This is a genomic window from Pseudarthrobacter sp. MDT3-1, assembly GCF_054510755.1.
In genome coordinates, this window is sequence record NZ_JBTNDX010000016.1 from 69,256 (window position 1) to 91,774 (window position 22,519).

A 22,519-nucleotide genomic window follows, 5' to 3' on the forward strand; every position below is an offset into this window, starting at 1 on the left:
CGGTCGGGACATAGGTGAAAGATCAGACCAGGGATAGGCGGGAACCGTTGAGTTCGGCGGCGGACCTGCTGAACAGGGCGGCCGAAGCGGCTCCGAGATCCTTCACATGGGTGAATCCCGGGAATTTCCGGTCGGGCTGGGAAGCCTTCATCTTGTCGTCGACGAGGGCCTTGACCACGAACACGACGGCAGCTGACCGCTGCGGTTGCCGGTGGTTCGTGCTGCCGGATTGTGAGCTGCGGAAGCCGTCGGCCACCGCCAGCGTCCAGGCCTCGGAAGCGGCCTTGATCGCTGCGTAGGCGGCACCACCTGCTGAGGGATTGGCAGCTGCCTGGGCAGACACGATGGCCAGCCGGCCCGCCGGGGACTTTTCAAGGTCGTCGTAGAAGGCGCGGCTGGTGTTTCGCAGTGTCGTCAGGACGCTGGTGTGCAGAAAGTCCCAGTCGGAGTCCTCCTGCCCAGGTATGCCGTCGCCGCCGCGCCAGCCGCCCACCAAGTGGATCAGGCCATCGAGGGGTCCAAGGTCCCGGCGGACCGAGGACGCCAGTTCCCGGACGGCCGCGGGTTCTGCGAGGTTGCAGGTGTAGCCGGTGACGTTGGGCCAGGACTGTGCGAGGTTTTGCACGCGCTCAGTGTCCAGGTCCACGGCGGCGACGCGGAATCCGGCGCCGCTGAGGGCCGATACGACGGCGGTCCCGGCCTCGCTGGTGGAGCCGGCCACCATGACCGTCCTGGGTCCGTCGGGAGCCATCATGCCGCGTCCTTGCGGCTGTTGCCGCCGTTGGGCTCGCCGGTGATTCCGGCCGTGGATTCGATGACGTTTCTCATCTTTTTCTCCAGTGCTTCGTAGAACATTGAAAGTGGGAACTCGTCATCAAGCACCTGGTCGGTCAGGCCCCGAGGAGGGCCGTCAAGGGCCAGCGCCTGGGGCCCCTTGGCCCAGTGGGATGCGGGGTTCGGGGTGACTGTGGCGCTGATGAATTCATAGGCCGCAAGCCAGTGAGCGGTTTTCGGGCGGTCAATTGAACGCCAGTAGAGCTCCTCGATCCGCTTCCCGAGTTCGATAACTACTTCTGGCGCTTCCGACCAGTCGATGGACAGTTTCGAGTCCGTCCAATGAAGCACGTTGTGCTGGTGCATCCAGGCGAAAAGGAGCTGACCGCCAAGGCCGTCGTAATTGCGGACCCGGTTTCCTGTCATCGCGAACCGGAAAATCCGGTCGAAGATTACGGCATACTGGACGAGTTTCGCGTGGTTTCGCGCCTCCGGCGGCGCGTTCTCATCCCTCTCGATACGGACGGATTCACGGAATGCCGTCAGATCGCACCGCAGCTCTTCCAGGGTGTAGAGAAAGTACGGCATCCTCTGCTTGATCATGAACGGATCAAACGGCAGATCCCCGCGCATGTGCGTCCTGTCATGGATCAGATCCCACATCACGAAGGTTTCCATGGCCAGCTGAGGGTCTTCAAGCAGCCGCCGCGCTCCGTCGGGGAGAGTGAGGGACGTGATGTCGCTGGCTGCGGCCACCACCCTCCGGAACCGCTCAGCCTCGCGATCCGCGAAAATACCACCCCAGGTGAACTGCGGCGTTTCACGGACGGCTACGCTCTCAGGAAACAACACCGCCGAGTTCGTGTCATAGCCTGGTGTGAAGTCGATGAAGCGAATGGGTACGAAAAGCTGGTTCGAATACTCTGCACCTTCGAGTTCAGCGATGAACTCCGGCCACACTACTTCGAACAGCACGGCCTCCACGAAGCGGTTCGGGCTGCCGTTCTGCGTATACATAGGGAAGACCACCAGATGCGGCAGTCCGTCGATTCGGTGCTGCTGTGGCTGGAATGCGAGCAGAGAATCCAGGAAGTCCGGGACCCCGAACGAGGAGGCAGCCCACCGCTCGAAGTCAACTTCGAGCCGGGCCAGATACTCCGCATCGTGCGGGAACGAAGGGGCCAAATCCCTGATTGAAGCGGTGATCGTGGCGACCTCGTACAGGGCGCGGTCATGGTCCCCCGGATCAGGTATCGAGCCGTCCTTCACCTGGATCTGCTGCAGTTCTCCGGCGGCCCGTTTCAGCTCGGTCCAGGACGAGTTTGAGGCAAGCAGGGTCCCTGTTGAGGAGCGGGATACGTTTTGTGCTTGTGTTGCAGTCATTGCTACGGCGTCCTTCCTTCTCTGTGACCCGCGTAACACTAGTGAACAGAAAGACATCTTTATCTAAAAACAGGGGCACAGTAAGCAAGTCTTAGTCTAGATTCGGGAAATAGAGCTGGTGACCAAGAGTTTCCTGTGCACCCGTTCAAGGTTGGCCCTGTACGGTACTGGGGTTTAGCCGTCTACAATAGGTGCATAGGTACGCACATATTGATTGAGGGATCCTTATGATCGAAGTTCTGGCCGTCCGCGCCTACCGGAAGCTCTTCTCAGCCCAGATTGTTGCGTTGCTGGGGACCGGTTTGCTGACTGTGGCCCTCGGACTGCTGGCGTTCGACCTTGCAGGAGCGCAGGCCGGGGCCGTGCTCGGGACAGCGCTGACCATAAAGATGCTGGCCTACGTCTTCGTCGCGCCAGTCATGGCGGCACTGGTGGAAAAGCTGCCAAAAAAGCCGGTCCTGGTTGCAGCGGACCTGATCCGTGGCGGAATCGCCCTGATGCTGCCCGCGGTGGATCAGGCCTGGCAAATCTATGTGCTGATATTTGTCCTTCAGAGTGCCTCGGCTACGTTCACGCCGGCTTTCCAGTCCCTGATCCCCGTGGTGCTGCCCGATGAACGGCAGTACACGCGGGCCTTGTCACTTTCCCGTCTCGCGTATGACCTGGAATCCCTGGTCAGCCCGGCCCTGGCCGCAGGACTCCTGTCCGTACTTACATTCCACGAACTTTTTCTCGGCACCGTGGCGGGCTTTGTGTTCTCTGCGGCATTGGTGGTGACCACCAGACTGCCTGCAGCACCGGCGGCCCGTCAGGAAGGATCACTCTGGCACCGCACCACCCTCGGCGCGAGGATCTTCGCGAGAACGCCGGAACTGCGCGGCCTCCTGGCTTTGAACCTGGCCGTGGCGGCCGCTACATCCCTCGTGCTGGTCAACACGGTGGTCTATACCCGGGACCTGTTCGCAGGATCCAACGCCGACGTCGCCATTGCCCTGGCCTGTTACGGCGCCGGTTCGATGGCCGTCGCGCTCAGCGCACCCTGGGCGCTGGACCGGTTGGCCGACCGTTCGTTGATGATGTCCGGAGCTGCGCTTCTTGGCCTTGGCCTCGCCGGCACGTTTGTCCTGCTGGCGACGGCCGGTCCGTGGCTGATGCTGCTGGGGCTCTGGGCGGCACTCGGCGCCGGGAACTCGATGATCAGCACCCCTTCGGCCCGGTTACTGCGCCGCTCCGCAACGGAAAGCACGCGGGCCTACATCTTCACCGCCCAGTTCTCCCTCTCCCACGCGTGCTTCATCATCACCTACCCGGTAGCCGGCTGGATCGGCGCGTCCGCCGGCCAGCCCGCAGCCGCCGCCGTCCTGGCAGTGGTGGCTATGATCAGTACAGCAGCGGCCGTGAAATTCTGGCCGGCTGCCTCCAGGACCGGCCCAGAACCGGCCATCATGAAAGGGTGATCCGGTGGAAGAGGCCCAAGTCGTCACCACACCGAGCCTTCACCATCCCCGGCTCCCTGATGCCCGCCGACTGGATGCCGCCACGGCCACGTTCCGGATGCTCTCCGATCCCACCCGCCTGCACATTCTCTGGCTCCTGACCCAGGAACCGGCCGACGTCACCACCCTGGTGGAACGCACCGGAGCCTCCCGGACCTCAGTCAGCCAGCATCTGGCCAAGCTCCGCTTCAGCGGCCTCGTCAGCACGCAGAAGGTCAGTCGCAGGGTGGTCTACAGCATCGCGGACGGCCATCTGGCCCGACTTGTCCTGGAAGGCCTGAACCACGCCGATCACACCGTCACCGGGGAACCCAGCCACGGCTGACTGTCCTGGCGGTAAGGCGAGCGCTCGGCCGCCCGCTCCCCCGGTGCTGTGGGCGTCGGCACATTGCAAGATATACCCCATGGGGGTATTCTTTGGGTGTTGCCAGTGAAGTGGTTTGTCCAGGCCCTTGCAATTCCGGCCCTTACAGCCGTTCAACCCCAGCACCTCATCACACCTCTCTTGCAAAAGGACAGAACTGATATGAGTGCATCCCCGGTCCGGACCGAACTGCCCATCGTTGCAGCTGAAACTGCAGGGTGCAGTTGCTGCTCCACCCCTTCAGCGAAGCAGCTGTCACCCCAGGCAGAAGGTACGGAGTACACCGTCACCGGCCTGACGTGCGGTCACTGTGTCCAGACCGTTGAAAAGGCAGTCACCGCGCTCGACGGCGTGACATCAGCCGCCGTCGAACTCGTCGCCGGCGGGACCTCGCGCCTAAGCGTCTCCGGGCCCCACACGGAAACCTCCGTCCGGGACGCCGTCACCGCCGCCGGGTACAGCCTCAGCAGCAGGTAGTCCACCTCCCGCCCTGATGACAGTCCTGCTGACGCCGTCAGGGAACACTCCCCCCAACAGGAGGGCACCAATGGAAAACCACCACGATCACCACGGCGGGAAAGACCACGCCGGCCACCAGCCCCCGAACCCCGTACCGGGCCAGGCAACGGCGGTGGCAAGCCCGCCCGTAGATCACGCCGGCCACGCCCACGAGCAGCATGGTGCTCACGACGACGACCACGCGGTCCACAGCCACGGGCAGCACGCCGGGCACAGTACCGCCATGTTCAAGAACAGGTTCTGGCTCACCCTGGTCCTGTCCGTGCCCGTGGTGTACTTCAGCCCGATGGTCGGCCACCTCCTGGGCTATGAGCCCCTGAAATTCCCCGGCTCAACGTGGATCCCGGCCGTGCTGGGAACGGTGATTTTCCTCTACGGAGGCCAGCCGTTCCTCAAAGGCGGACTGCAGGAACTGAAGACCCGGAGCCCGGGGATGATGCTGCTGATCGCCATGGCCATCACCGTCGCGTTTGCCGCGTCCTGGGTCACTAGCCTGGGCATCGGCGGGTTCGACCTGGACTTCTGGTGGGAACTGGCGCTGCTGGTCGCGATCATGCTGCTGGGCCACTGGATCGAAATGCGGGCCCTTGGGTCGGCGCAGGGCGCCCTGGACGCCCTCGCGGCCTTACTTCCGGATGAGGCCGACCGCATCACCGGCTCCGGCACGGAGACCGTGCCCGTGTCCGAACTCCGCGAAGGCGACATTGTCCTGGTCCGCTCCGGTGCCCGCATGCCGGCCGACGGAACCGTCGTCGAAGGCCAGGCCGAGTTCGACGAGTCCATGATCACCGGCGAATCCAAAACCGTGCCCCGCGCTCCAGGAGACAAAGTGGTGGCCGGGACCGTCGCCACGGATAACACCGTCCGGGTCCGCGTGACCGCCGTCGGCGAGAACACCGCGCTGGCCGGCATCCAGCGGCTGGTCGCCGAGGCGCAGGCTTCCTCGTCCAAGGCGCAGGCGCTGGCCGACCGGGCCGCGGGGTTCCTGTTTTACTTCGCCGCCGGCGCGGGCATCATTACCTTCATCGTCTGGACCCTGCTGGGCAGCGTCCCGGAGGCAGTCACCCGCACCGTGACCGTCCTGGTGATCGCCTGCCCCCATGCTCTGGGCCTTGCCATCCCGCTGGTCATCGCCATCTCCACGGAACAGGCCGCCCGCGCCGGGGTGCTGATCAAGAACCGGATGGCCCTGGAACGGATGCGGACCATCGACGTTGTCCTCTTCGATAAGACCGGTACCCTCACCACCGGCGAACCGGACCTGAAGGACATCGCCGCCGTTGCGGGCGGGGATACAGACCGCCTGCTGGCCCTGGCCGCTGCGGTGGAATCCGACAGTGAACACCCCGTAGCACGGGCCATCGTCCGTGCCGCCCGCCATCGGAACCTGACCATCCAGGATGCCACCGGTTTCTCGTCCCTCATCGGCCGGGGCGTCCGTGCCACCGTGGACGGGCGGACAGTTCACGTCGGCGGACCCGCGCTCCTGCGCGAGCTCGGCGCCGTCGAGCCTGAACCGCTGGCCCGCTCCACCCGGACGTGGATGGACCGCGGCGCCGCCGTGCTGCACGTGATCGACGGGAACAGTGTCCTGGGAGCCGTCAGCCTCGAAGACGCCGTCCGCCCGGAATCCCGGCAGGCAGTGGCGGCTCTGCAGAACCGGGGCATCAAGGTTGCCATGATCACCGGTGACGCCCGGCAGGTGGCCCTGGCCGTCGCCGAAGAGCTGCACATTGACGAAGTCTTCGCCGAAGTCCTCCCGGCGGACAAGGACAAAAAGGTCGCCGAGCTCCAGGGCCGCGGGCTGAAAGTGGCGATGGTGGGCGACGGCGTCAACGACTCCCCGGCCCTGGCCAGGGCTGAAGTCGGCATCGCGATCGGCGCCGGCACGGACGTGGCGATGGAATCGGCCGGCGTGGTGCTGGCCGGCAATGACCCCCGCGCGGTGCTGTCCATGGTGGACCTGTCGCGGGCCAGCTACCGGAAGATGTGGCAGAACCTGATCTGGGCCACCGGCTACAACGTCTTGTCCGTCCCGTTGGCCGCGGGCGTGCTGGCCTTCGCCGGGGTGGTGCTGTCCCCCGCGGCCGGCGCTGTGCTGATGTCAGTGTCCACCATCGTGGTGGCGTTGAACGCCCAGCTGCTGCGCCGCGTGAAACTGAATCCCGCGCAGGTACGTTGAACCAGCGAACCACCCGGCAAAGGTCAACCCGGTACGGTTAAACCAAAAGGCCCGCCCACACGAGCAGGAGGAACGCCATGGCAGCAACAGCACCCGGCCCCTTCATGGCGCTCCTCCGGCGTGCAGGGCTGCTGACCGGGCTGCTCGCTGTCATCGCCGGGATTTTCGGGATGCACATTATGTCCGGCGCCCACACCATGCCCACGGCGGCCTCTGCCGGCACGGACATGACCCTGACGCAGATCCAAGGCTCCCATGCTGTACATGGGGGCCACCCGGCAGCCCAGTCCTCCACTGCCGACGCTCTGGTGGCACCGCTGGATCCGGCGGCACCGGTGTCCGGGACGGCGTCGCCCTGCACGTCTCCCGGCAGCTGCCCGGCGATGGCCGCCGGGGACGCTGCCTGCGTCCTGTCCCCGGCGAACACTTCCCTGTCGGCACCGCTGCCCGGCAGCACGCCGTTCCCGGCCTTCAACGTCACCGGTGCCGCCGTGGCCACTACCACCTATGCCTATCTACCGGGCAGTCCTTCCCCCGGCGACCTCTGCATCAGCCGGACGTAAAACTGCCCTGCGCCGCGTCCTGTCCGGCGCACCCTGCGCAGCCACTGACGCTGCCCAGCCACCCCGCATACGCCGGGGCCGGCCAACCCGGCCCCACCACCGCACGCATCCGCAACGGCGCCTGACGCCGGCTGACTTCGAAGGACCCTGATTTTGATGAAAAAGACCCTGACCATTTCCGCCCTCACCATCGCTACGGCGATTGCCCTGGCCGGCTGCTCCACCGGTTCCGCCGGTTCCGACGGAGGCAGCGTGCCGGGCATGAACCACGGCAGCTCCGGAATGTCCTCCAGCTCTGTCCCGGCAGCTGCCGACTTCAACGCAGCCGACGCCGTGTTCGCCCAGACGATGATCCCGCACCACGCCCAGGCCGTGGAAATGTCGGACCTGATGCTGAAGAAGGAAGGCATCCCGGCGACGGTGAGCGCCCTGGCCACCAGAATCAAAGCCGCCCAGGGGCCCGAAATCGAGAAAATGACGAGCTGGCTTAAGAGCTGGAACCAGTCCACGGAAGTGCCGTCTGCGATGGCTGGCGGGCACAGCATGTCCGGCATGATGGGCGAGGAGGACATGACCGCCCTCGGTGCGGCCCAGGGCACCGAGGCGTCCAGGCTGTTCCTGACCCAGATGATCGCCCACCACGAAGGCGCTGTCATGATGGCCAAGACCGAAAGCGCCGAAGGAAAGAACCCCGAAGCGGTCCAGCTGGCCAAAGACATCGTGACGGCCCAGGAAACCGAAATCCAGGAAATGAAGGACCTGCTGGCCACCCTGTAGCCAGCACCCCCAGGCACCGGCCCGGCCACGGGCCGGTGCCTGACCACCCATACTTTTCGTTCCGCCACCTGGAGAATCCCATGCCCGCGCGCACATTCAACCGTTACCGTCCCGCTTCGGCCGCCGCCGCGGCGACCGCATTTCTGCTCACTGTTGCCGCCTGCACACCCGCTTCGTCGCCGGCCGCGAGCACCGCTGCCCCGACCAACTCCGCGTCCGGCCTGCCCAGCAGCCACATACACGGCCTCACCGTGAACCGCGAAACGGACCAGGTTCTCCTGGCCACCCACGATGGTCTCTACGACGTCACCGCACATCCCGCCACCAAAATCGGCAGCACCAACGACCTGATGGGCTTCACCGCAGGCCCTGGCCAAGGCCTGTTTTACGCCTCGGGCCACCCTGGGCCGGGCTCAGACCTGCCTAACCCACTGGGCCTGATCCAATCCACCGACGGCGGCAAGACCTGGGAGCAGCTCTCCCGCCAAGGCGAATCGGACTTCCACGCACTCACCTCGGCCAAGTCCGGCATCGTGGCCTTTGACGGGACCCTGCGCACGAGCCCTGACGGGAAGACCTGGTCCGTTCAGGCCGCCGGCTTCAGCCCGGCGGCCCTGGCCGCGGACCCATTCAGTGACACGGTCCTGGCGACCACCCGCGACGGGGTGCAGCGCTCCACCGACGGCGGCAAGACCTGGGCCCTCACCCCGGCCGCCCCGGTGATCCAGTTCGTGACCTTCGCCAGCCCCACCGAAGCCATAGGCGTGGAACCGGACGGTTCCGTACATTATTCGGCTGACGGCGGGGCCACCTGGTCCCGGACGGGGCGGATCGAAGGGGAGGTCCAGGCGATAGCGGCGGTGGAGGGTTCAGGCGCGAACCCTTGGGTCTGGGCCGCCACCTCTGCCGGACTGGTCGTATCCACGGACGGCGGGGCCACCTTCCGCGCCTCGGACGCCGTCTGACCCGGTCACGGGAAGGCAGCAGGAAGGGCCTGTCCGCGGAGTGCGGGCAGGCCCTGCCTCTTGCCGTTCATTGCCATCTTCAAGCCCAGCACGGCACTGGGGTAAGCCTTGCTGGGGCCCGAAGAGCGGGGAAATGCGCGCTTAGCGCAGGACGCCGCAGGCGGCGGGGTCAGTGGCCTCTGCCGGGAGGTTCGGGTCAAGCTCACTGGCACCTTCAGGATCGCTGAAGTTGTAGGTTCCGTTGGCGTCGTAGTCCTGCCCGTGAATCACCAGGACGCCCTCGCCTTCGCGGACGGAGTCAGCGATCTGCTTGGCGGTACCGAGCCCGCCGGCACCGGGGTAGCCGGTCCCGGCTACATCAGTAAATTCGATGTTGTCCCGGCTGTAGTCATAGCTGCCGTCCTGGGAGACGGGGAACCGGGAAACGTCCAGGAAACTGGCGGGGGTGGTGTCACCGGTGGTGTTGAGCGAGACCACAACCGGGCCGTAGGCCGGAACACCCTCGACAGTATTCAGCCGTCCGTCACCGTTGCTGTCCAGCGCCAGCGTGGGGCACTCGTTCAGGGCCTGGTTGCCGTAATGGATGTGCTGGGCGTGCGGGGCATCGGGCGTCAACCCGGTGGCGTGGACCTCGATGTGCTGGATCTTCTGGTTGCGGACAACAGCAGTGGCTGTGCCCGCAGCCCCGGAGCCGTTAAGCTCCGTGAGGGTGGCTCTCAGCGTGACTGTTTTCTCCGCGGACTTTGGGCTCTGGGCCATTACCGGCATGGCACCCAGCGACGCAGCCGCCAGCAGTGCCACACCGGCACCACCAAAAACCAACTTTGTATTCCGTTTCACGATTCACTCCTTGGTCAGCGCCAACAGGGGAATCCCTGTAGTCAAGTGTGATTCGTACCACCATGCCTACAAGGATGGGTCTTCGCTCGAAATATCACGACGGCGGCATCCGGGTGCTGGGGGCGTCGGCACCCGCACGTGTTAAGTTGAAAGGTACGACGGGCCGCACCGGTCCGGCGCATCGGCTGGAAAGAGAAGTTCCGTGGAATCCCCCTCATCTGCCCCCGCACCCGTGAGGATCCTGACGGTCTGCACCGGCAACATCTGCCGTTCTCCCGTGGCCGAACGGCTGTTGCAGGCCGGGCTGGACCAGGTGATGCCGGGCGGATTTGAGGTCACCAGCGCCGGAACCCGGGCCATGGTGGGCGATCCGATGCAGCCGCTGTCCGGCGACATCGTGCGCACCTTCGGCGGGAACCCGGACGGTTTCGTCTCGCGGCAGCTGACCAGCAAGATCCTGCGCGGTGTGGACCTGGTCCTCACCATGACCTCGGGCCACCGCGGCGAAGTGCTCCAGCTGGACGCCTCCCTGCTCAAGCGCACCTTCACCATCCGCGAGTTTGCCCGCATGCTCGACGTCCTGGACGAGCGTGCGGACAGTGCCGCAAACGTTCCGGTAGCGGACGACGGCGGTAGTCCCCTCAGTGCCAACACCGCCTTCTGGCGGGGGCTGCCCGCGCGCGCTGCGTCCGTCCGGCACCTGTCACTGCCCGCGGATTCTTCCGAAAACGACATCATCGACCCCTACCGGCGCAGCCCCGAGATCTACCACCAGATGGAGGACGAACTGGCTCCGGCCATTGTTTCCATTCTGCGGCACGCGCGCCTGAACACTCTCGCCTAAACGCTCCCGGGCAAGCCGGCGTTAGCGAGGGGCAGGCGCCGCCTCAGGAGTAACCCCTGCAACCAAGGGGAAGAGCACACCTGCCAGAAACAGCAGGCTGGCCAGGAATGGGATGAAAGAGCAGCCCCTGGACCGTATTCAGCCGCTTGCCCATTCGCTTGTAACGCTCGTACTGCTTCTCCCAGGCCGCCCGGCTGGTGACAAGCAGAACCGGCTTCGTATTTTCCATCAGATCCCCCACAGATATCCCGTTCCTGACCAAGAGCCTAGTCCGCCCCGCACTGCGGGGCTTTCCACTGAACCCGGCGAGCCGCCGTCGTACGTTACAGCATGGAAACGACACGCTCCGCGTTGTAGCCGTAACCGGGTCCGAGGGCGGACACTAAGTCATGGCGAGCACCCCAAGCGGTCCTGATCCGATCGGCCCCGGCAATTCCGGCCCCGAGCCTGCTGCGCCTGCCGCACTGAAACGGCGCCGAATGATCGCGGCGGCGCTGTCGCTGCTACTGGTTGCGGTCGTCGCCGTGTCCGCCCTGCTGTTCACTAAGCCTGCCGCGGAAGTTGCGGCCCCGGTGCCCACCATCACTGACACCGCCACCCCCACTCCTTCGGAGACGACACCGCCACCGCCCCCGGCACCGGCCCCTCCCCCGCCGCCCGAACCCATCGCGGAACTCCCCGCCACGCCCATGAACATCCTGGTGATCGGCAGCGACAGCCGCGCGAACGCCCGGGAGCAGGCAGCCCACACCGCAGCCACGGGCGAATCGCAGGACCACCGCGCCGACACGCTCATGCTGGTTCATGTCCCGGCCGACCGCCGCAGTGTGCACGTGGTCTCCCTCATGCGCGACCTGTACGTAAGCATCCCCGACTACGGCTTCTCCAAGATCAACGACAGCCTGCAAGTGGGCGGCATACCGCTCGCGACCCGCACGGTGGAGTCCCTGATGGGGACCCACATCGACCACACCCTCATGCTGGACTTCCACGGTTTCAAGACGCTCACCGACGGGCTGGGCGGAATTGACGTGAACGTCACCGTGCCGTTCCAGTCCACTCACGAAACGCAGCACGTTTTCACACCGGGGGTGAACCACCTCGACGGCCAGGCGGCACTGGAATTCGTCCGCGAGCGCTACGCCTTCGTCGACGGCGACTTCCAGCGGGTCAGGAACCAGCAGACGTTCCTCCGCGCCATCCTCGCCCGGCTCACCAGCGACGGCGCCCTGCACGACGTGACCGCGGTGCGGGCCCTGGTGAATTTCGCATCCGGCTACCTCACGGTGGACCAGGGCTTTGATCCTGTGGGCGTCGCGATCCTGGCCTACGGCATGCGCGGCATCGACCCCAACGCCGTGGTGAGCCTGACCCTGCCGACTGCCGGGGTGGGCACAGCACCAGGAGGGGCGTCGGTCGTATTCCCGGACTACGGCGGGATCGCCCAGGTGGCGGCTGCCATGCGCGAAGGCCGGCTGCCCGAGTACGCGGGCGGGTAGTACGCCGGGCAACACGGTCCGGGTACTGGCGGGCACCAAGTGAAACGGCCCTTGGCTGTGCCAGGGGCCGTTTCATCGGTGACTTAACTCCGGGTGGGATCCGGGCGCAGCGGTGCGGGCCCCGGATCCGGGACGGGCAGCGGTCCGGGAGGTTCCGGCGTCGGGCTGGGCCTGTCCGGTCCCGGGTGGCCGGGATGGGTGGGCCCCGGATTGAAGGGGTCCGGGCCTGGTTCCGGCGGGAACGGCTCTGGTTCGTGCACTGGCGGGATGGTCATGGAACTTCCCCTCTCACGCTGGGCGGGTACGCCTTTGCGTGATCAGGATACGCCTGCCCCGCCATCAACGCTCTCTCACATCCTGCAGAAATTTCCCGAACCCTCTCTCACTCCGGCTGTGAGTGCGTTCTAGTCCGACCTGCTTCTAGGCCGGACGGCGCAGTCGGACCGGGCGGGAAACCGGCGCCTTGGCTGCTTGGTCGGCTTCCTGCATCCGCGGGACGGCAAACGTCACCACCAGGCGCGCGTCGGCGTCGTTGTCGGTGGACCTGATGGTCAGGCTCCTAGTGCCGGGCGGCACGGACGGGGTGAAGACCTGCAGGTTCCGGGAGCCCACGCTGGCGGAGTCCCGGAATGTGTATTGCGTGCCCCAATGGTCTTCGATGGCAATTTCCGGGATGGCTCTCCCGGCAGCGGACTCCACGTGGATGTTGACCACAAGGCAACTGCTCCAGACTTCGACGGAGAGCACCGTGAACTCGGCGCCCCGTGCCAGGTGCAAGCCGTACGTGGGCGGCAGGAGCATCTTCCGGAGGGTGCCTTTCGGTATTAGGTTTCGCATCATCGCCCCCAATATTACTAAGAGTGCTTACAATTAGCCCGCGATTATTACGCCCTGTCAAGGTCCCTGCTCCGCGTTCTGCGGCAACCCGCACCAGCATGGCCAGGGACGCATAAAAGTGGCCCCCGGCCAGGCCGGGGACCACCGTATCGGAAGGGTCGCCCGCAGACTGCCGATGCGCTATCTGGCGCTGTGGCGTGCCGAAACGGCTAACCGCCCTAAGAGGCAGATGAAAAAGAACGCGTCCGGATCCTCCCGGTAATGCCGTTCTAGCACCCGGCGAAGGGCGATTCAAGGGGTTCCGGCCGGTAACTTAGCGGCCCGTCCGGCCCGGCTGCAGGAGGGCGCTACCCCGGTAGCGAACGGCGGCCATTTTGTCCGCCCGGCTCTATATATTGAAGGCATGACCCAGACTCCGCTGCAGGATTCCGCCACTTCGTCCGCCGCCTCCTCCCCCGCGCCCCCAGTGGCCAAGAAGGTCCCGCACGAGCGGACGCACCACGGCGACACTTTCGTGGACAACTACGAGTGGCTGCGCGAGAAGGAATCTGCCGAAGTGGTTGAGCACCTGAAGGCCGAGAACGCCTACCAGGAGGCCATCACCGCCCACCAGGAGCCGTTGCGCGAGGCCATCTTCCAGGAAATCAAGGGCCGCACGCAGGAGACAGACCTGTCTGTCCCAAACCGCAAGGATGGCTGGTGGTACTTCAGCCGCTCGGTTGAGGGCAAGGAGTACGGCATCCAGTGCCGCGTCCGCGCCCAGGACACCGGCAACCCCGTTGCCGACTGGACTCCCCCCGCAGTGGAGGCCGGCGTCGAAATCCCCGGCGAGGAAGTGCTGCTGGACGGCAACATCGAGGCCGAAGGCAAGCCGTTCTTCTCGGTGGGCGGATCGGCCGTCACGGTGGACGGGAACCTCTACGCCTACGCCGTGGACAACGCCGGCGACGAACGTTTCACCCTCCACATCAAGGACCTCCGCACCGGGGAACTCCTCCCGGACGTCATCGAGAACATCTTCTACGGCGTCAGCTTCTCTCCCGACGGCACGCGCATTTTCTACACCGTGGTGGACGATTCGTGGCGCCCGTACCAGGTCAAGTCCCACGTCCTGGGCACGCCGGTCTCCGACGATGAGGTGATTTATCAGGAGGACGACGTCGCCATGTGGTTGGGCTTTGAGCTCTCCTCTGACAGGCGCCACCTCGTGCTGGGCATCGGCTGCTCCGAGTACAGCGAGACCCGCCTGCTGCGTTTCGATGACCCGACGGCGGCCCTCACCACCGTGATTTCGCGGGACGAGCGCGTCCTCTACGAGGCTGAGCCGTTCCTGCTCACCGGTCCTGACGGCGAAAAATCAGAACGCATTCTGCTCACCCACAACCGCGGTGCCATCAACTCCATGGTCTCCCTGGTGGACCCCGCCGAGCTCGCCAAGCCGTTGGCCGAGCAGCACTGGAGTACCGTCGTCGAGCATTCCGACGACGTCCGCGTCAACGGTGCCGGCGTCACCTCCACGCATCTGATTGTGTCAGTCCGCAAAGACACCATCGAACGCGTCCAGGTGATGGGACTGGCCGGCCTCGGTACGCCCGCTCAGGAAGCTCCGGTGGAACCGGCGTTCGACGAGGAGCTGTACACGGCCGGCGTCGGCGGTTCGGACTACGAGGCACCGGTCATCCGGCTGGGCTACACGTCGTACTTCACGCCGTCGCGCGTCTACGATTTTGTGCTGCCCACCCCGGCGCAGCCCGCCGGCGAACTGCTGCTCCGCAAGGAAAGCCCGGTGCTGGGTGGCTACGACGGCAGCGACTACGTGGCCACCCGCGAATGGGCCGACGCCGCGGACGGCACGCGGGTCCCCCTTTCTGTTCTGCGGCACAGGAGCGTCAAACAGGATTCGACGGCGGCGGGCCTGGTCTACGGGTACGGCTCCTACGAGCTGAGCATGGACCCCGGTTTCGGCATCGCGCGGCTGTCGCTGTTGGACCGCGGCGTGGTGTTTGTGATCGCGCACATCCGTGGTGGCGGCGAGCTGGGCCGGCACTGGTATGAGGACGGCAAGAAGCTCGCCAAGAAGAACACCTTCACCGACTTTGTGGACGCCACCGACTGGCTGGCCAAGTCCGGGTGGGTGGATCCGTCCCGGGTTGCGGCGCTGGGCGGCTCGGCAGGCGGGCTGCTGATGGGCGCGGTGGCCAACCTGGCACCGGAAAAGTACGCCGCGGTGGTGGCGCAGGTGCCGTTCGTGGATGCCCTCACCACCATCCTGGACCCGGAGCTTCCGCTGTCCGCCCTGGAGTGGGAGGAATGGGGAAACCCCATCACGGACCCCGCGGTGTACGCCTACATGAAGTCTTATTCGCCGTACGAGAATGTGCATTCAGTTGCGTACCCCAAGGTGGCTGCGGTGACCTCGTTCAACGACACGCGGGTGCTCTACGTGGAGCCGGCCAAATGGGTCCAGGAGCTGCGGAACAAGACCACCGGCGCGGAGCCGGTGGTGATGAAGATCGAAATGGACGGCGGCCACGGCGGCGCGTCCGGGCGCTATGTCCAATGGCGCGAGCGTGCGTGGGACTACGCGTTCATCGCCGACTCCCTCGGCGCCAAGGACCTTCTGCCCGGGGCCGGCCTCAAATAACCCCCTCGGACCCCTGGATTTCAAGGCTCGATCACCGGGCCGAATCCGGTGGTTGAGCTTGTCGAAACCCGGATCTCGCGGCTCAGCCGTCATCCCTGCCGTATTCGGGGTGCTCGGCCAGCAGTTCGGCCAGTGTCTCGAGGTTGGCACGGACGGTCCGGGCCTGGGCTTGTTCCACGAACCGGTCGGCCAGTTTGCCGAACACCCCGCCCAGGCCAGATGCCGCATCGATCCGGAAGCTCAGGCGGGTCCCGTCACCTTCAGGTTCCAAGACATTGGTGACAGTGAATTCCAGCTTTCCTTCCACCGAGCGGGACACAAAGCGAGTTGGAGGCTGGAATTCGATGACCTCCGTTGTCCAGTCGAATTTCCTGCCCACCACCTTGCTTGCGCCCTTAACCCGGGTTCCGACTGCAACGGGCTCGGTCCCGACCGTTTCGGCATGGACGGCCGAGGAGTCCCAGACGGGGATGTTTTCGCCCTTTGACAGGAAATTGAAGACTTCCTGTGGAGGGCGGGCAATGTAGACAGTTTCTTCCACGGTGGGCATCGGATTCTCCTTGGACACGCCTGTTGCCAGCCCGGCTTGGCCGACAGCTAGGCACAGGAAAAGTCTGTCCCCGGCGCCTGAGGCCGTCAATGGCCTGAGATAACCCATCGATTGCTCCGTAACCGCCGTTTTCAGGGGTCAAAAGGGCCGTTACGGAGCAACCGGTCAGATCTCGACAGGCTCGATCACCGCGTGCGTCGATCACCGGCGCCGCGCGCGCCATTCGTCCTCGAGGATCGCGTACATCAGCTCAGTGGCCCACTGGCCCTTGTAATGCCACTTGTCCACCAGCCGGGCCTCCAACCGCATGCCCAGCCGTTCGCATAGAGCGGCGGAGGCGGTGTTCAGGGCGTCGAGCTTTGCCTCGATCCGGTGCATCCCCAGTTCCTCGAACCCCAGCTTCAGCACCGCATCCGCGGCCTCGGCCCCGTAGCCCTTGCCCCGCGCGGCCGGCGCCAGGCTCCATCCGACTTCGCCCTGCCCGCTGCCCGGCAGCCACTTCAGCACAACCTCGCCGAGGAGTCCCGGGCCGTCCACGGCCTCGAGGGCCAGGCATATCCAGTCACCCTCCTTCTCGAAGACGAAGTTGGCGTACTTGCCCACGGACTCCATACACTTGGTGTAGCTCTTGGCCTCCCCCGGCAGGAAGCGGGCCGTCTCGGGCAGCGAATGGTAGGCATGGAAGGCATCCAGGTCCGCACCTTCGAACCGGCGCAGGATCAAACGCTCGGTGCGGATGGGCAAAGTGATCTCAGGCATGGAATGAGGCTACGCCATGCCCCATCGGTTGCTCCGTAACCGCCGTTTTCAGCGCCCACAAGGGCCGCTAGGGAGCAATCGATGAAACGACGACGACTGTCACTCCGACGGGGATTCTGCACTCTTCGCGTCGCAGCGCGGGAACCTGCCGGGCGCCGCTGGTGGAAGCTATGCCCGCCTGATCTGGCGTCAGCCTTGACCGCATTGCCTTCAGGAAATTTCCAAACTCCCCGCTCTGACCCATGTCGTCCATTCTCCGTCGTCGCGCCGCTGCTTTCTATAACGAAGGTAGGTCTGGCAGTCCTAGGAAAAGCAGGGCGGGGCAACCCTGCTGACAGGTATCCACAAAGTGCGTAGCGTCGTGCCCATACCCCTCACGAAAGCCGTTTCCGGGCTGGGATCGTTCGGCTAGTTGCCATCTACACCAGGCCGCATGGGCCATCGAACCCCAGCCGCCGACCCTGACCGGGAGTCGAGCGGGGTTGTCCCGTTGTGCTGGGACTTAGCGCTTTGGCGGCGGGCCAGATCGGTCCCGCCGAGTAACACCATCTGAAGGAGCATACCCATGAGAATTGCAGTGACCGGCGGAAGCGGAAAACTCGGACGGCACGTGGTCCGCAGGCTGACCGACGACGGCCACCAGGTGCTGAACCTGGACCGGGCCGGGGAAAGGAGCCCCGGGCTGGCCATCGTGGACCTGCGCAACTATGGCCAGGTCCTTGACGTGTTCCTGGGTCTCGACGACCGGCATGACGGCTTCGACGCAATCGTCCATCTGGGAGCCATTCCCGCACCGGGCATGAGTCCGGATGCCGCCACCTTCGAGAACAACATGCTCTCGACCTACAACGTCTTCCAGGCGGCGCGCCGGGCCGGCATCAAGAAGGTGGTTTACGCCTCCAGTGAGACGGTGCTGGGACTGCCGTTCGACGTCGACCCTCCCTACATCCCGGTGGATGAGGAATACCCGGCCCGGCCGGAGAGCACGTACTCACTCGTGAAGCACCTCGAGGAGCAGATGGCGATCCAGCTGACGCGCTGGGATCCGGAGCTGAGCATTGCGGGCCTGCGGTTCTCCAACGTCATGGATCCTGAGGACTACGAACGGTTCCCGTCGTTCGATTCGGACGCCTGTGCGCGGAAGTGGAACCTCTGGGGCTACATCGACGGGCGCGACGGCGCGCAGGCTGTGGCGCGTGCGCTGGAAAACGGCCAGCCCGGGTTCCAGGCTTTCATCATCGCGAACGCGGACACTGTCATGACGCGTTCCAGCGCCAGCCTCGCCGCGGAGGTGTTCCCCAACGTCACCGTGACCAAGGAACTGGGCGAACACGAGACCATGCTGTCGATCGACAAAGCCCGGCGCCTGTTGGGCTACGAGCCTGAACACACGTGGCGGACCTACCACTCCAACAAGACCACCCCCACCGAAAACTGACCCCCGAGGAGCACCATGCAATACCGAACCCTGGGCCACAGCGGCGCCGTGGTTTCCGCTTATGCGCTGGGAACCATGACCTTCGGTGCCGAAGCCACCGAAGACGCATCCCATGCCATCCTGGACAGCTACTTCGACGCCGGCGGCAACTTCATCGACACCGCGGACGTTTACAGCGCCGGAGCCTCGGAAGAGATCATCGGCCGCTGGCTGGCCCAGCGGCCGGAAGCCAAGGACCGCGTGGTGCTCGCCACCAAGGGCCGCTTTCCGATGGGAACGGCCCCAAACGACGTCGGCACCTCCCGCCGCCGCCTGACCCGAGCGTTGGACAGTTCCCTCCGCCGACTGGGCGTGGAACAGATCGACCTTTACCAGCTGCACGCGTGGGACCCCATCACTCCGCTGGAGGAGACGCTCCGGTTTCTGGACGACGCCGTCAGCAGCGGCAAGATCGCCTACTACGGTTTCTCCAATTTCCTCGGCTGGCAGCTGACCAAGGCGGTCCACGTTGCCCGGGAGAACGGCTGGAACCCTCCGGTGACCCTGCAGCCCCAGTACAGCCTGTTGGTACGCGAGATCGAAGCGGAGATCGTCCCGGCAGCCATGGACGCCGGGATCGGCCTGCTGCCGTGGTCCCCGTTGGGCGGCGGCTGGCTATCGGGCAAGTACAAACGGGACCAGCCTCCTTCAGGTGCCACGCGGCTTGGCGAGAACCCCGAACGCGGCATGGAGGCCTGGAAGGCTCGCAATGACAATCCCCGCACCTGGGCCGTTATCGCGGCCGTAGAAGACATCGCCGCTGCCCACGACGTGAGCCACTCCCAGGTGGCGCTGGCATGGCTGGCCGACCGGCCGGCGGTCACGTCCGTGATCCTGGGTGCCCGGACCACGGAGCAGCTCGTGGACAACCTTGCCGCGGCAGACCTGCAGCTCACCCCGGACGAAACCGACCAGCTAACGCAGGCCAGTCAGCCTCAAATCGGGGTCTATCCGTACGGTCCGATGGCCCAGGAGCAGCGCAGCCGCAAGATCGAAGGGGGACGGTAGCGCCGGGCATCCGGCAAGACCTCGAAGCCGTTTCACCGTCGATTGCTCCGTAACCGCCGTTTTCAGGGCCCAAAAGGGCCGCTACGGAGCAACCGATGAGAGGACGACGGCTGCAGTTGCCTCCGCGATGGCCAGTTCCTCGTCGGTGGGCACCACCAACACCGGGATGACGGACGCAGCCGTGGAAATCACCCGCGGTTCCTTGGACCGCTCACTGTTCAGGCCGGCGTCGAGCTCTATGCCCAGCGCATGCAGCCTGTCAGTCACCAGCGCGCGGAACTGGTGGGAGTTTTCGCCGATCCCCGCCGTGAACACGAGCGCCTTGGCGCCGCCGACGGCCACATGATATCCGCCGATGTACTTGGCCAGCCGGTAGGACGTGACCGCGAGCGCCATCGTAGCCTTGGCGTCGCCGGCCTCTGACGCCTCCACCACCGAGCGCATGTCGTTGTTCCCGGCGAGCCCCTTCAGCCCCGATTCGCGGTTGAGCATGGCGTCGATGTCCTCCGGCGTCCACCCGAACCGGCCGAGAAAGACCAGGATGGACGGATCGAGGTCGCCTGAGCGGGTGCCCATCACCAGGCCCTCCAGCGGGGTGAAGCCCATGGACGTGTCCACCGAATGACCGCGGCGGATGGCCGTGACGGAGGCGCCGTTCCCCAGGTGGGCGATCACGCCGTCGAACTCGTCCACGGGCACGTCCAGCAGCGCGGCGGCCCGGTGCGTGACGTACTCGTGCGACGTGCCGTGGAAGCCGTAGCGGCGGATGCCGTGGTTCGTGTAGAGCTCGTCCGGAACGGCGTAGCGCCAGGCGTGCTCGGGCAGGGTGCGGTGGAAAGCGGTGTCGAACACGGCCACCTGCGGCAGGTCCGGCCACTTCCTGCTGATGGCGCGGATGCCCAGGACGTTGGCGGGGTTGTGCAGCGGCGCCAGCGGATTGAGGCGCTCGATGGCACGGGTGATCTCGTTGTCGATCAGCACGGGCTCGGCGAACCGCTCGCCGCCGTGCACCACGCGGTGGCCCACCGCAGCAAGTTCAAGATCGCCAAGTTCCGCATGGATCGCGGCATCTACCTGTTCCAGCGCCTCCGCATGGTCCCGGGGGCCCTCGATTTCGCCGTCGCCATCACCGCCGTTGCCCATGCCGATCTTCTCGATCAGCCCTTCGGTCAGCACAATGCCGGCGGCCACGTCCCGGACCTGGTACTTGAGCGAGGACGAACCGGAATTGATAACGAGCACAAGCATAGGGCCTCCTGAAGCCTCGGTGCCGCGGGGTACAGCTGACGAGGGGTGTGCCGGAGCCTGGCGCAGCGCTCCATGCGAGACCCACTCTATAAGTTGCCGCGTCAGCCGCCGGCGATATCCCGCAGGGTCTGCAGGTGCCCGTCCCAGGCTTTCCGCCCTGCAGCGGTCACGCTCGCCGAAGTCCGCGGCATCTTTCCCGCGAAGCCCTTCCGGATCTTTGCGTACCCGGCCTTTTCCAGCACCGCCAGCTGCTTGCTGAGCACGGAATCGCTGACCTGGATGGCGTCCCGCAGGTCCTTGAAGTCCAGCGACTCCGCGCCTGCCAGCGCCGCCATGACGGAGAAACGGACCGGCTGGTGGATAAGGTCGTCGAGCCGGTAGCGGGGATGCTCCGCTGCGGTGCTCATGCGCGCAGTTCGCGGAAGGCTGCGGCCAGGCCAACGCCGGCAAGCACGACGGCGGCGCTCACGTAGAACCAGATGTTTCCGTCGCGGAAGAGGCTGACTCCGACCCCCAGCGCGACGCCGTAAAGAGTGAAGTAGGCGATCAGTGAGGTCAGGAACCGCCGGGTGTACCCGGCTTTTGTGGACGTCTGGAACATCGGCCAAATGCTCGCTGTTGGCGAACTTGTTTTTGCGAACCATTCTCATTAGAGTAATCGGCATGCATATCACTGTGATCAGCTCCCTGGACGCCCTGTGCCGCCAGCAAGCCTGCCAAGACGCGGCCGCGGCCAATCCCGGCGCCGTGGTGGTTCTGCACGACCTGTTGGAGAACGGCGTGGTCATCCGCAGGATCTCCAGCCAGTCCGGGCTTGTGGAGCGCGCCGAGACGCAGCTGGAACACGGCTGCCTGAGCTGCACCGTGCGGCTGGACCTCGTGCCCACCATCGAGCGGCTGCTGGAACGCGGGGAGACCCAGGCCATCATCGGGCTCCCTCCGGCCGTGTCCGCGGAGGCCGCGATCGGAGCCCTGCGGCGTGGCCTTTCCCTCCCGGTAACGATTGCTTCCGCTGTCCTTGCCTGCGCCCCTGACACGCTGGAGGACCACATTTGGGACCATCACACCCTGTTTGAGTCCGGGTTCACGCCGGTCCCGGAGGACCAGCGCACTGCTGGTGAATTCCTCATCGGCGAGCTGTCGTTCAATGACACCGTCCTGCTGGCGGAGGTGGACCTGTTTCCGGCCGACCCCGCCTTGCGTGTTCGCGGCGTGCAACTGGTCAGGGAACTGGCCCCTCACGCTGACGTGGCGGAAAACGCCCGCCTCATCCGCCCAGGCCGCCACAACTACCACGACGCGCTGAGCCGGACGGTCCCCGGTTCGGTGCGGATCCCGGCGTCGTCCTCCATCTCACCGTTCACCACTGTCACGCACCGGGCCCAGCGTCCGCTGCACCCTGAGCGGTTCCGGCACGCCCTGGCGTCCCTCGCGGAGGGCTGCTGCTGGTTGCGGGGCCGCCTGTGGATCGCCGCCGCACCGCAGTGCCGGATCGCCATCCAGGGCATCGGGCCGCGTGTGTGGCTCGAAAATACCGGACCGTGGTTGGCAGACCAGGAGGCCGGTGCGGCGCCCGATCCCCTCAACCATGTGGACGCCCACCTGGACTGGCATCCGGAACACGGGGACCGCGGAAGCGTGCTGGCCGCGACCGGAGAGGACATGGACCCGGCGGAAATTGCGCAGCTGCTCTCCGCCTGCGAACTCACCGACGCGGAAATGGAGGCCGGGTTCGCCGGTCTGACCGACCCGTTCCAGCTCGACCCCGCTCCGTCCTGACGGCCCCGGCC

22 protein-coding genes are annotated in these 22,519 nt (G+C 65.6%); 13 read left to right on the plus strand and 9 right to left on the minus strand.

The genetic code is table 11. From position 1 onward, the window contains the following. Nucleotides 1-22 precede the first annotated feature (22 nt). A complete protein-coding gene (locus ACX80X_RS13690; protein WP_459312340.1) occupies nucleotides 23-754 on the minus strand; it encodes an SDR family NAD(P)-dependent oxidoreductase in 732 nt (243 codons plus the stop codon). Continuing rightward, nucleotides 751-2,157, minus strand: a complete 1,407-nt coding sequence (locus ACX80X_RS13695) for a DUF6421 family protein (RefSeq protein ID WP_252599936.1) — start codon at nucleotides 2,155-2,157, stop codon at nucleotides 751-753. Before ACX80X_RS13695 ends, ACX80X_RS13690 begins: the two co-directional genes overlap by 4 nt. Before the next feature lie 227 nt (nucleotides 2,158-2,384). Here ACX80X_RS13695 and ACX80X_RS13700 point away from each other — a divergent pair, with 227 nt between their 5' ends. The 7 genes from ACX80X_RS13700 to ACX80X_RS13730 all read left to right on the plus strand — a co-directional run bounded on the left by ACX80X_RS13700 (nucleotide 2,385) and on the right by ACX80X_RS13730 (nucleotide 9,023). Then, the gene (locus ACX80X_RS13700) at nucleotides 2,385-3,614 is read left to right on the plus strand and encodes an MFS transporter (RefSeq protein WP_459312342.1); all 1,230 of its coding nucleotides are present in this window, start codon (nucleotides 2,385-2,387) and stop codon (nucleotides 3,612-3,614) included. A gap of 4 nt (nucleotides 3,615-3,618) precedes the next feature. Continuing rightward, nucleotides 3,619-3,978: an ArsR/SmtB family transcription factor gene (locus ACX80X_RS13705; protein ID WP_252599934.1), complete on the plus strand. Its 360-nt coding sequence runs from the start codon at nucleotides 3,619-3,621 to the stop codon at nucleotides 3,976-3,978. Between the two features lie 201 nt (nucleotides 3,979-4,179). Beyond that, entirely contained in the window at nucleotides 4,180-4,494 is a 315-nt protein-coding gene (locus tag ACX80X_RS13710) for a heavy-metal-associated domain-containing protein (protein ID WP_459312344.1), read from the plus strand. Nucleotides 4,495-4,564: 70 nt separating this feature from the next. Next, entirely contained in the window at nucleotides 4,565-6,718 is a 2,154-nt protein-coding gene (locus tag ACX80X_RS13715) for a heavy metal translocating P-type ATPase (protein ID WP_459312346.1), read from the plus strand. Between the two features lie 77 nt (nucleotides 6,719-6,795). Further along, complete coding sequence (locus ACX80X_RS13720) at nucleotides 6,796-7,281, plus strand: hypothetical protein (protein WP_252599931.1); 486 nt, start codon at nucleotides 6,796-6,798, stop codon at nucleotides 7,279-7,281. 156 nt (nucleotides 7,282-7,437) lie between these two features. Next, nucleotides 7,438-8,058, plus strand: coding sequence for a DUF305 domain-containing protein (locus ACX80X_RS13725; protein ID WP_252610557.1), 621 nt, complete (start codon nucleotides 7,438-7,440; stop codon nucleotides 8,056-8,058). A gap of 80 nt (nucleotides 8,059-8,138) precedes the next feature. Then, nucleotides 8,139-9,023, plus strand: coding sequence for a F510_1955 family glycosylhydrolase (locus tag ACX80X_RS13730; protein WP_252599929.1), 885 nt, complete (start codon nucleotides 8,139-8,141; stop codon nucleotides 9,021-9,023). Between the two features lie 141 nt (nucleotides 9,024-9,164). On the opposite strand, the gene ACX80X_RS13735 is transcribed toward ACX80X_RS13730, so the two are convergent. Next, complete coding sequence (locus ACX80X_RS13735) at nucleotides 9,165-9,863, minus strand: hypothetical protein (protein ID WP_252614611.1); 699 nt, start codon at nucleotides 9,861-9,863, stop codon at nucleotides 9,165-9,167. Nucleotides 9,864-10,065: 202 nt separating this feature from the next. Between ACX80X_RS13735 and ACX80X_RS13740 the strand changes: the two genes are divergently transcribed. Together ACX80X_RS13740 and ACX80X_RS13745 are read left to right on the plus strand one after the other, a co-directional pair. Then, nucleotides 10,066-10,707: an arsenate reductase/protein-tyrosine-phosphatase family protein gene (locus tag ACX80X_RS13740; protein ID WP_252614610.1), complete on the plus strand. Its 642-nt coding sequence runs from the start codon at nucleotides 10,066-10,068 to the stop codon at nucleotides 10,705-10,707. A 389-nt stretch (nucleotides 10,708-11,096) separates the two neighbouring features. After that, nucleotides 11,097-12,206 carry an LCP family protein gene (locus ACX80X_RS13745; protein ID WP_252599926.1) on the plus strand — a complete coding sequence of 370 codons (1,110 nt, stop codon included), beginning with the start codon at nucleotides 11,097-11,099 and terminating at the stop codon, nucleotides 12,204-12,206. Nucleotides 12,207-12,626: 420 nt separating this feature from the next. Here the strand turns inward: ACX80X_RS13745 and ACX80X_RS13750 are convergent, their stop codons facing one another. Beyond that, nucleotides 12,627-13,046, minus strand: coding sequence for a hypothetical protein (locus ACX80X_RS13750; RefSeq protein WP_252599925.1), 420 nt, complete (start codon nucleotides 13,044-13,046; stop codon nucleotides 12,627-12,629). A gap of 400 nt (nucleotides 13,047-13,446) precedes the next feature. Here ACX80X_RS13750 and ACX80X_RS13755 point away from each other — a divergent pair, with 400 nt between their 5' ends. Continuing rightward, complete coding sequence (locus tag ACX80X_RS13755; RefSeq protein WP_252599924.1) at nucleotides 13,447-15,687, plus strand: S9 family peptidase; 2,241 nt, start codon at nucleotides 13,447-13,449, stop codon at nucleotides 15,685-15,687. A gap of 82 nt (nucleotides 15,688-15,769) precedes the next feature. Here the strand turns inward: ACX80X_RS13755 and ACX80X_RS13760 are convergent, their stop codons facing one another. After that, a complete protein-coding gene (locus ACX80X_RS13760; RefSeq protein WP_252599923.1) occupies nucleotides 15,770-16,237 on the minus strand; it encodes an SRPBCC family protein in 468 nt (155 codons plus the stop codon). A 201-nt stretch (nucleotides 16,238-16,438) separates the two neighbouring features. Then, entirely contained in the window at nucleotides 16,439-16,996 is a 558-nt protein-coding gene (locus ACX80X_RS13765) for a GNAT family N-acetyltransferase (protein WP_252614609.1), read from the minus strand. A gap of 565 nt (nucleotides 16,997-17,561) precedes the next feature. On the opposite strand from ACX80X_RS13765, the gene ACX80X_RS13770 reads away from it, so the two are divergent. Continuing rightward, nucleotides 17,562-18,434, plus strand: coding sequence for an NAD-dependent epimerase/dehydratase family protein (locus ACX80X_RS13770; protein WP_459312349.1), 873 nt, complete (start codon nucleotides 17,562-17,564; stop codon nucleotides 18,432-18,434). A gap of 15 nt (nucleotides 18,435-18,449) precedes the next feature. Next, a complete protein-coding gene (locus ACX80X_RS13775; RefSeq protein WP_252614608.1) occupies nucleotides 18,450-19,481 on the plus strand; it encodes an aldo/keto reductase in 1,032 nt (343 codons plus the stop codon). An 81-nt stretch (nucleotides 19,482-19,562) separates the two neighbouring features. Here the strand turns inward: ACX80X_RS13775 and ACX80X_RS13780 are convergent, their stop codons facing one another. The 3 genes from ACX80X_RS13780 to ACX80X_RS13790 all read right to left on the minus strand — a co-directional run bounded on the left by ACX80X_RS13780 (nucleotide 19,563) and on the right by ACX80X_RS13790 (nucleotide 21,330). Next, nucleotides 19,563-20,729, minus strand: a complete 1,167-nt coding sequence (locus ACX80X_RS13780; protein ID WP_252610567.1) for an acetate kinase — start codon at nucleotides 20,727-20,729, stop codon at nucleotides 19,563-19,565. A 101-nt stretch (nucleotides 20,730-20,830) separates the two neighbouring features. After that, complete coding sequence (locus ACX80X_RS13785; RefSeq protein WP_252614607.1) at nucleotides 20,831-21,136, minus strand: winged helix-turn-helix domain-containing protein; 306 nt, start codon at nucleotides 21,134-21,136, stop codon at nucleotides 20,831-20,833. Then, nucleotides 21,133-21,330, minus strand: a complete 198-nt coding sequence (locus ACX80X_RS13790) for a hypothetical protein (protein ID WP_252610571.1) — start codon at nucleotides 21,328-21,330, stop codon at nucleotides 21,133-21,135. The genes ACX80X_RS13785 and ACX80X_RS13790 overlap by 4 nt, the downstream gene beginning before the upstream one ends. Nucleotides 21,331-21,392: 62 nt before the next feature. Between ACX80X_RS13790 and ACX80X_RS13795 the strand changes: the two genes are divergently transcribed. After that, nucleotides 21,393-22,508, plus strand: a complete 1,116-nt coding sequence (locus tag ACX80X_RS13795; protein WP_459312352.1) for a GTP-binding protein — start codon at nucleotides 21,393-21,395, stop codon at nucleotides 22,506-22,508. Nucleotides 22,509-22,519 lie beyond the last annotated feature (11 nt).

Bases quoted from the DNA above. Each gene is read 5' to 3' on its own strand.
- ACX80X_RS13690 (WP_459312340.1), bottom strand. From the start codon at position 754: ATGATGGCTCCCGACGGACCCAGGACGGTCATGGTGGCCGGCTCCACC.
- ACX80X_RS13695 (WP_252599936.1), bottom strand. From the start codon at position 2,157: ATGACTGCAACACAAGCACAAAACGTATCCCGCTCCTCAACAGGGACC.
- ACX80X_RS13700 (WP_459312342.1), top strand. From the start codon at position 2,385: ATGATCGAAGTTCTGGCCGTCCGCGCCTACCGGAAGCTCTTCTCAGCC.
- ACX80X_RS13710 (WP_459312344.1), top strand. From the start codon at position 4,180: ATGAGTGCATCCCCGGTCCGGACCGAACTGCCCATCGTTGCAGCTGAA.
- ACX80X_RS13715 (WP_459312346.1), top strand. From the start codon at position 4,565: ATGGAAAACCACCACGATCACCACGGCGGGAAAGACCACGCCGGCCAC.
- ACX80X_RS13720 (WP_252599931.1), top strand. From the start codon at position 6,796: ATGGCAGCAACAGCACCCGGCCCCTTCATGGCGCTCCTCCGGCGTGCA.
- ACX80X_RS13725 (WP_252610557.1), top strand. From the start codon at position 7,438: ATGAAAAAGACCCTGACCATTTCCGCCCTCACCATCGCTACGGCGATT.
- ACX80X_RS13730 (WP_252599929.1), top strand. From the start codon at position 8,139: ATGCCCGCGCGCACATTCAACCGTTACCGTCCCGCTTCGGCCGCCGCC.
- ACX80X_RS13745 (WP_252599926.1), top strand. From the start codon at position 11,097: ATGGCGAGCACCCCAAGCGGTCCTGATCCGATCGGCCCCGGCAATTCC.
- ACX80X_RS13750 (WP_252599925.1), bottom strand. From the start codon at position 13,046: ATGATGCGAAACCTAATACCGAAAGGCACCCTCCGGAAGATGCTCCTG.
- ACX80X_RS13755 (WP_252599924.1), top strand. From the start codon at position 13,447: ATGACCCAGACTCCGCTGCAGGATTCCGCCACTTCGTCCGCCGCCTCC.
- ACX80X_RS13760 (WP_252599923.1), bottom strand. From the start codon at position 16,237: ATGCCCACCGTGGAAGAAACTGTCTACATTGCCCGCCCTCCACAGGAA.
- ACX80X_RS13765 (WP_252614609.1), bottom strand. From the start codon at position 16,996: ATGCCTGAGATCACTTTGCCCATCCGCACCGAGCGTTTGATCCTGCGC.
- ACX80X_RS13770 (WP_459312349.1), top strand. From the start codon at position 17,562: ATGAGAATTGCAGTGACCGGCGGAAGCGGAAAACTCGGACGGCACGTG.
- ACX80X_RS13775 (WP_252614608.1), top strand. From the start codon at position 18,450: ATGCAATACCGAACCCTGGGCCACAGCGGCGCCGTGGTTTCCGCTTAT.
- ACX80X_RS13780 (WP_252610567.1), bottom strand. From the start codon at position 20,729: ATGCTTGTGCTCGTTATCAATTCCGGTTCGTCCTCGCTCAAGTACCAG.
- ACX80X_RS13785 (WP_252614607.1), bottom strand. From the start codon at position 21,136: ATGAGCACCGCAGCGGAGCATCCCCGCTACCGGCTCGACGACCTTATC.
- ACX80X_RS13790 (WP_252610571.1), bottom strand. From the start codon at position 21,330: ATGTTCCAGACGTCCACAAAAGCCGGGTACACCCGGCGGTTCCTGACC.
- ACX80X_RS13795 (WP_459312352.1), top strand. From the start codon at position 21,393: ATGCATATCACTGTGATCAGCTCCCTGGACGCCCTGTGCCGCCAGCAA.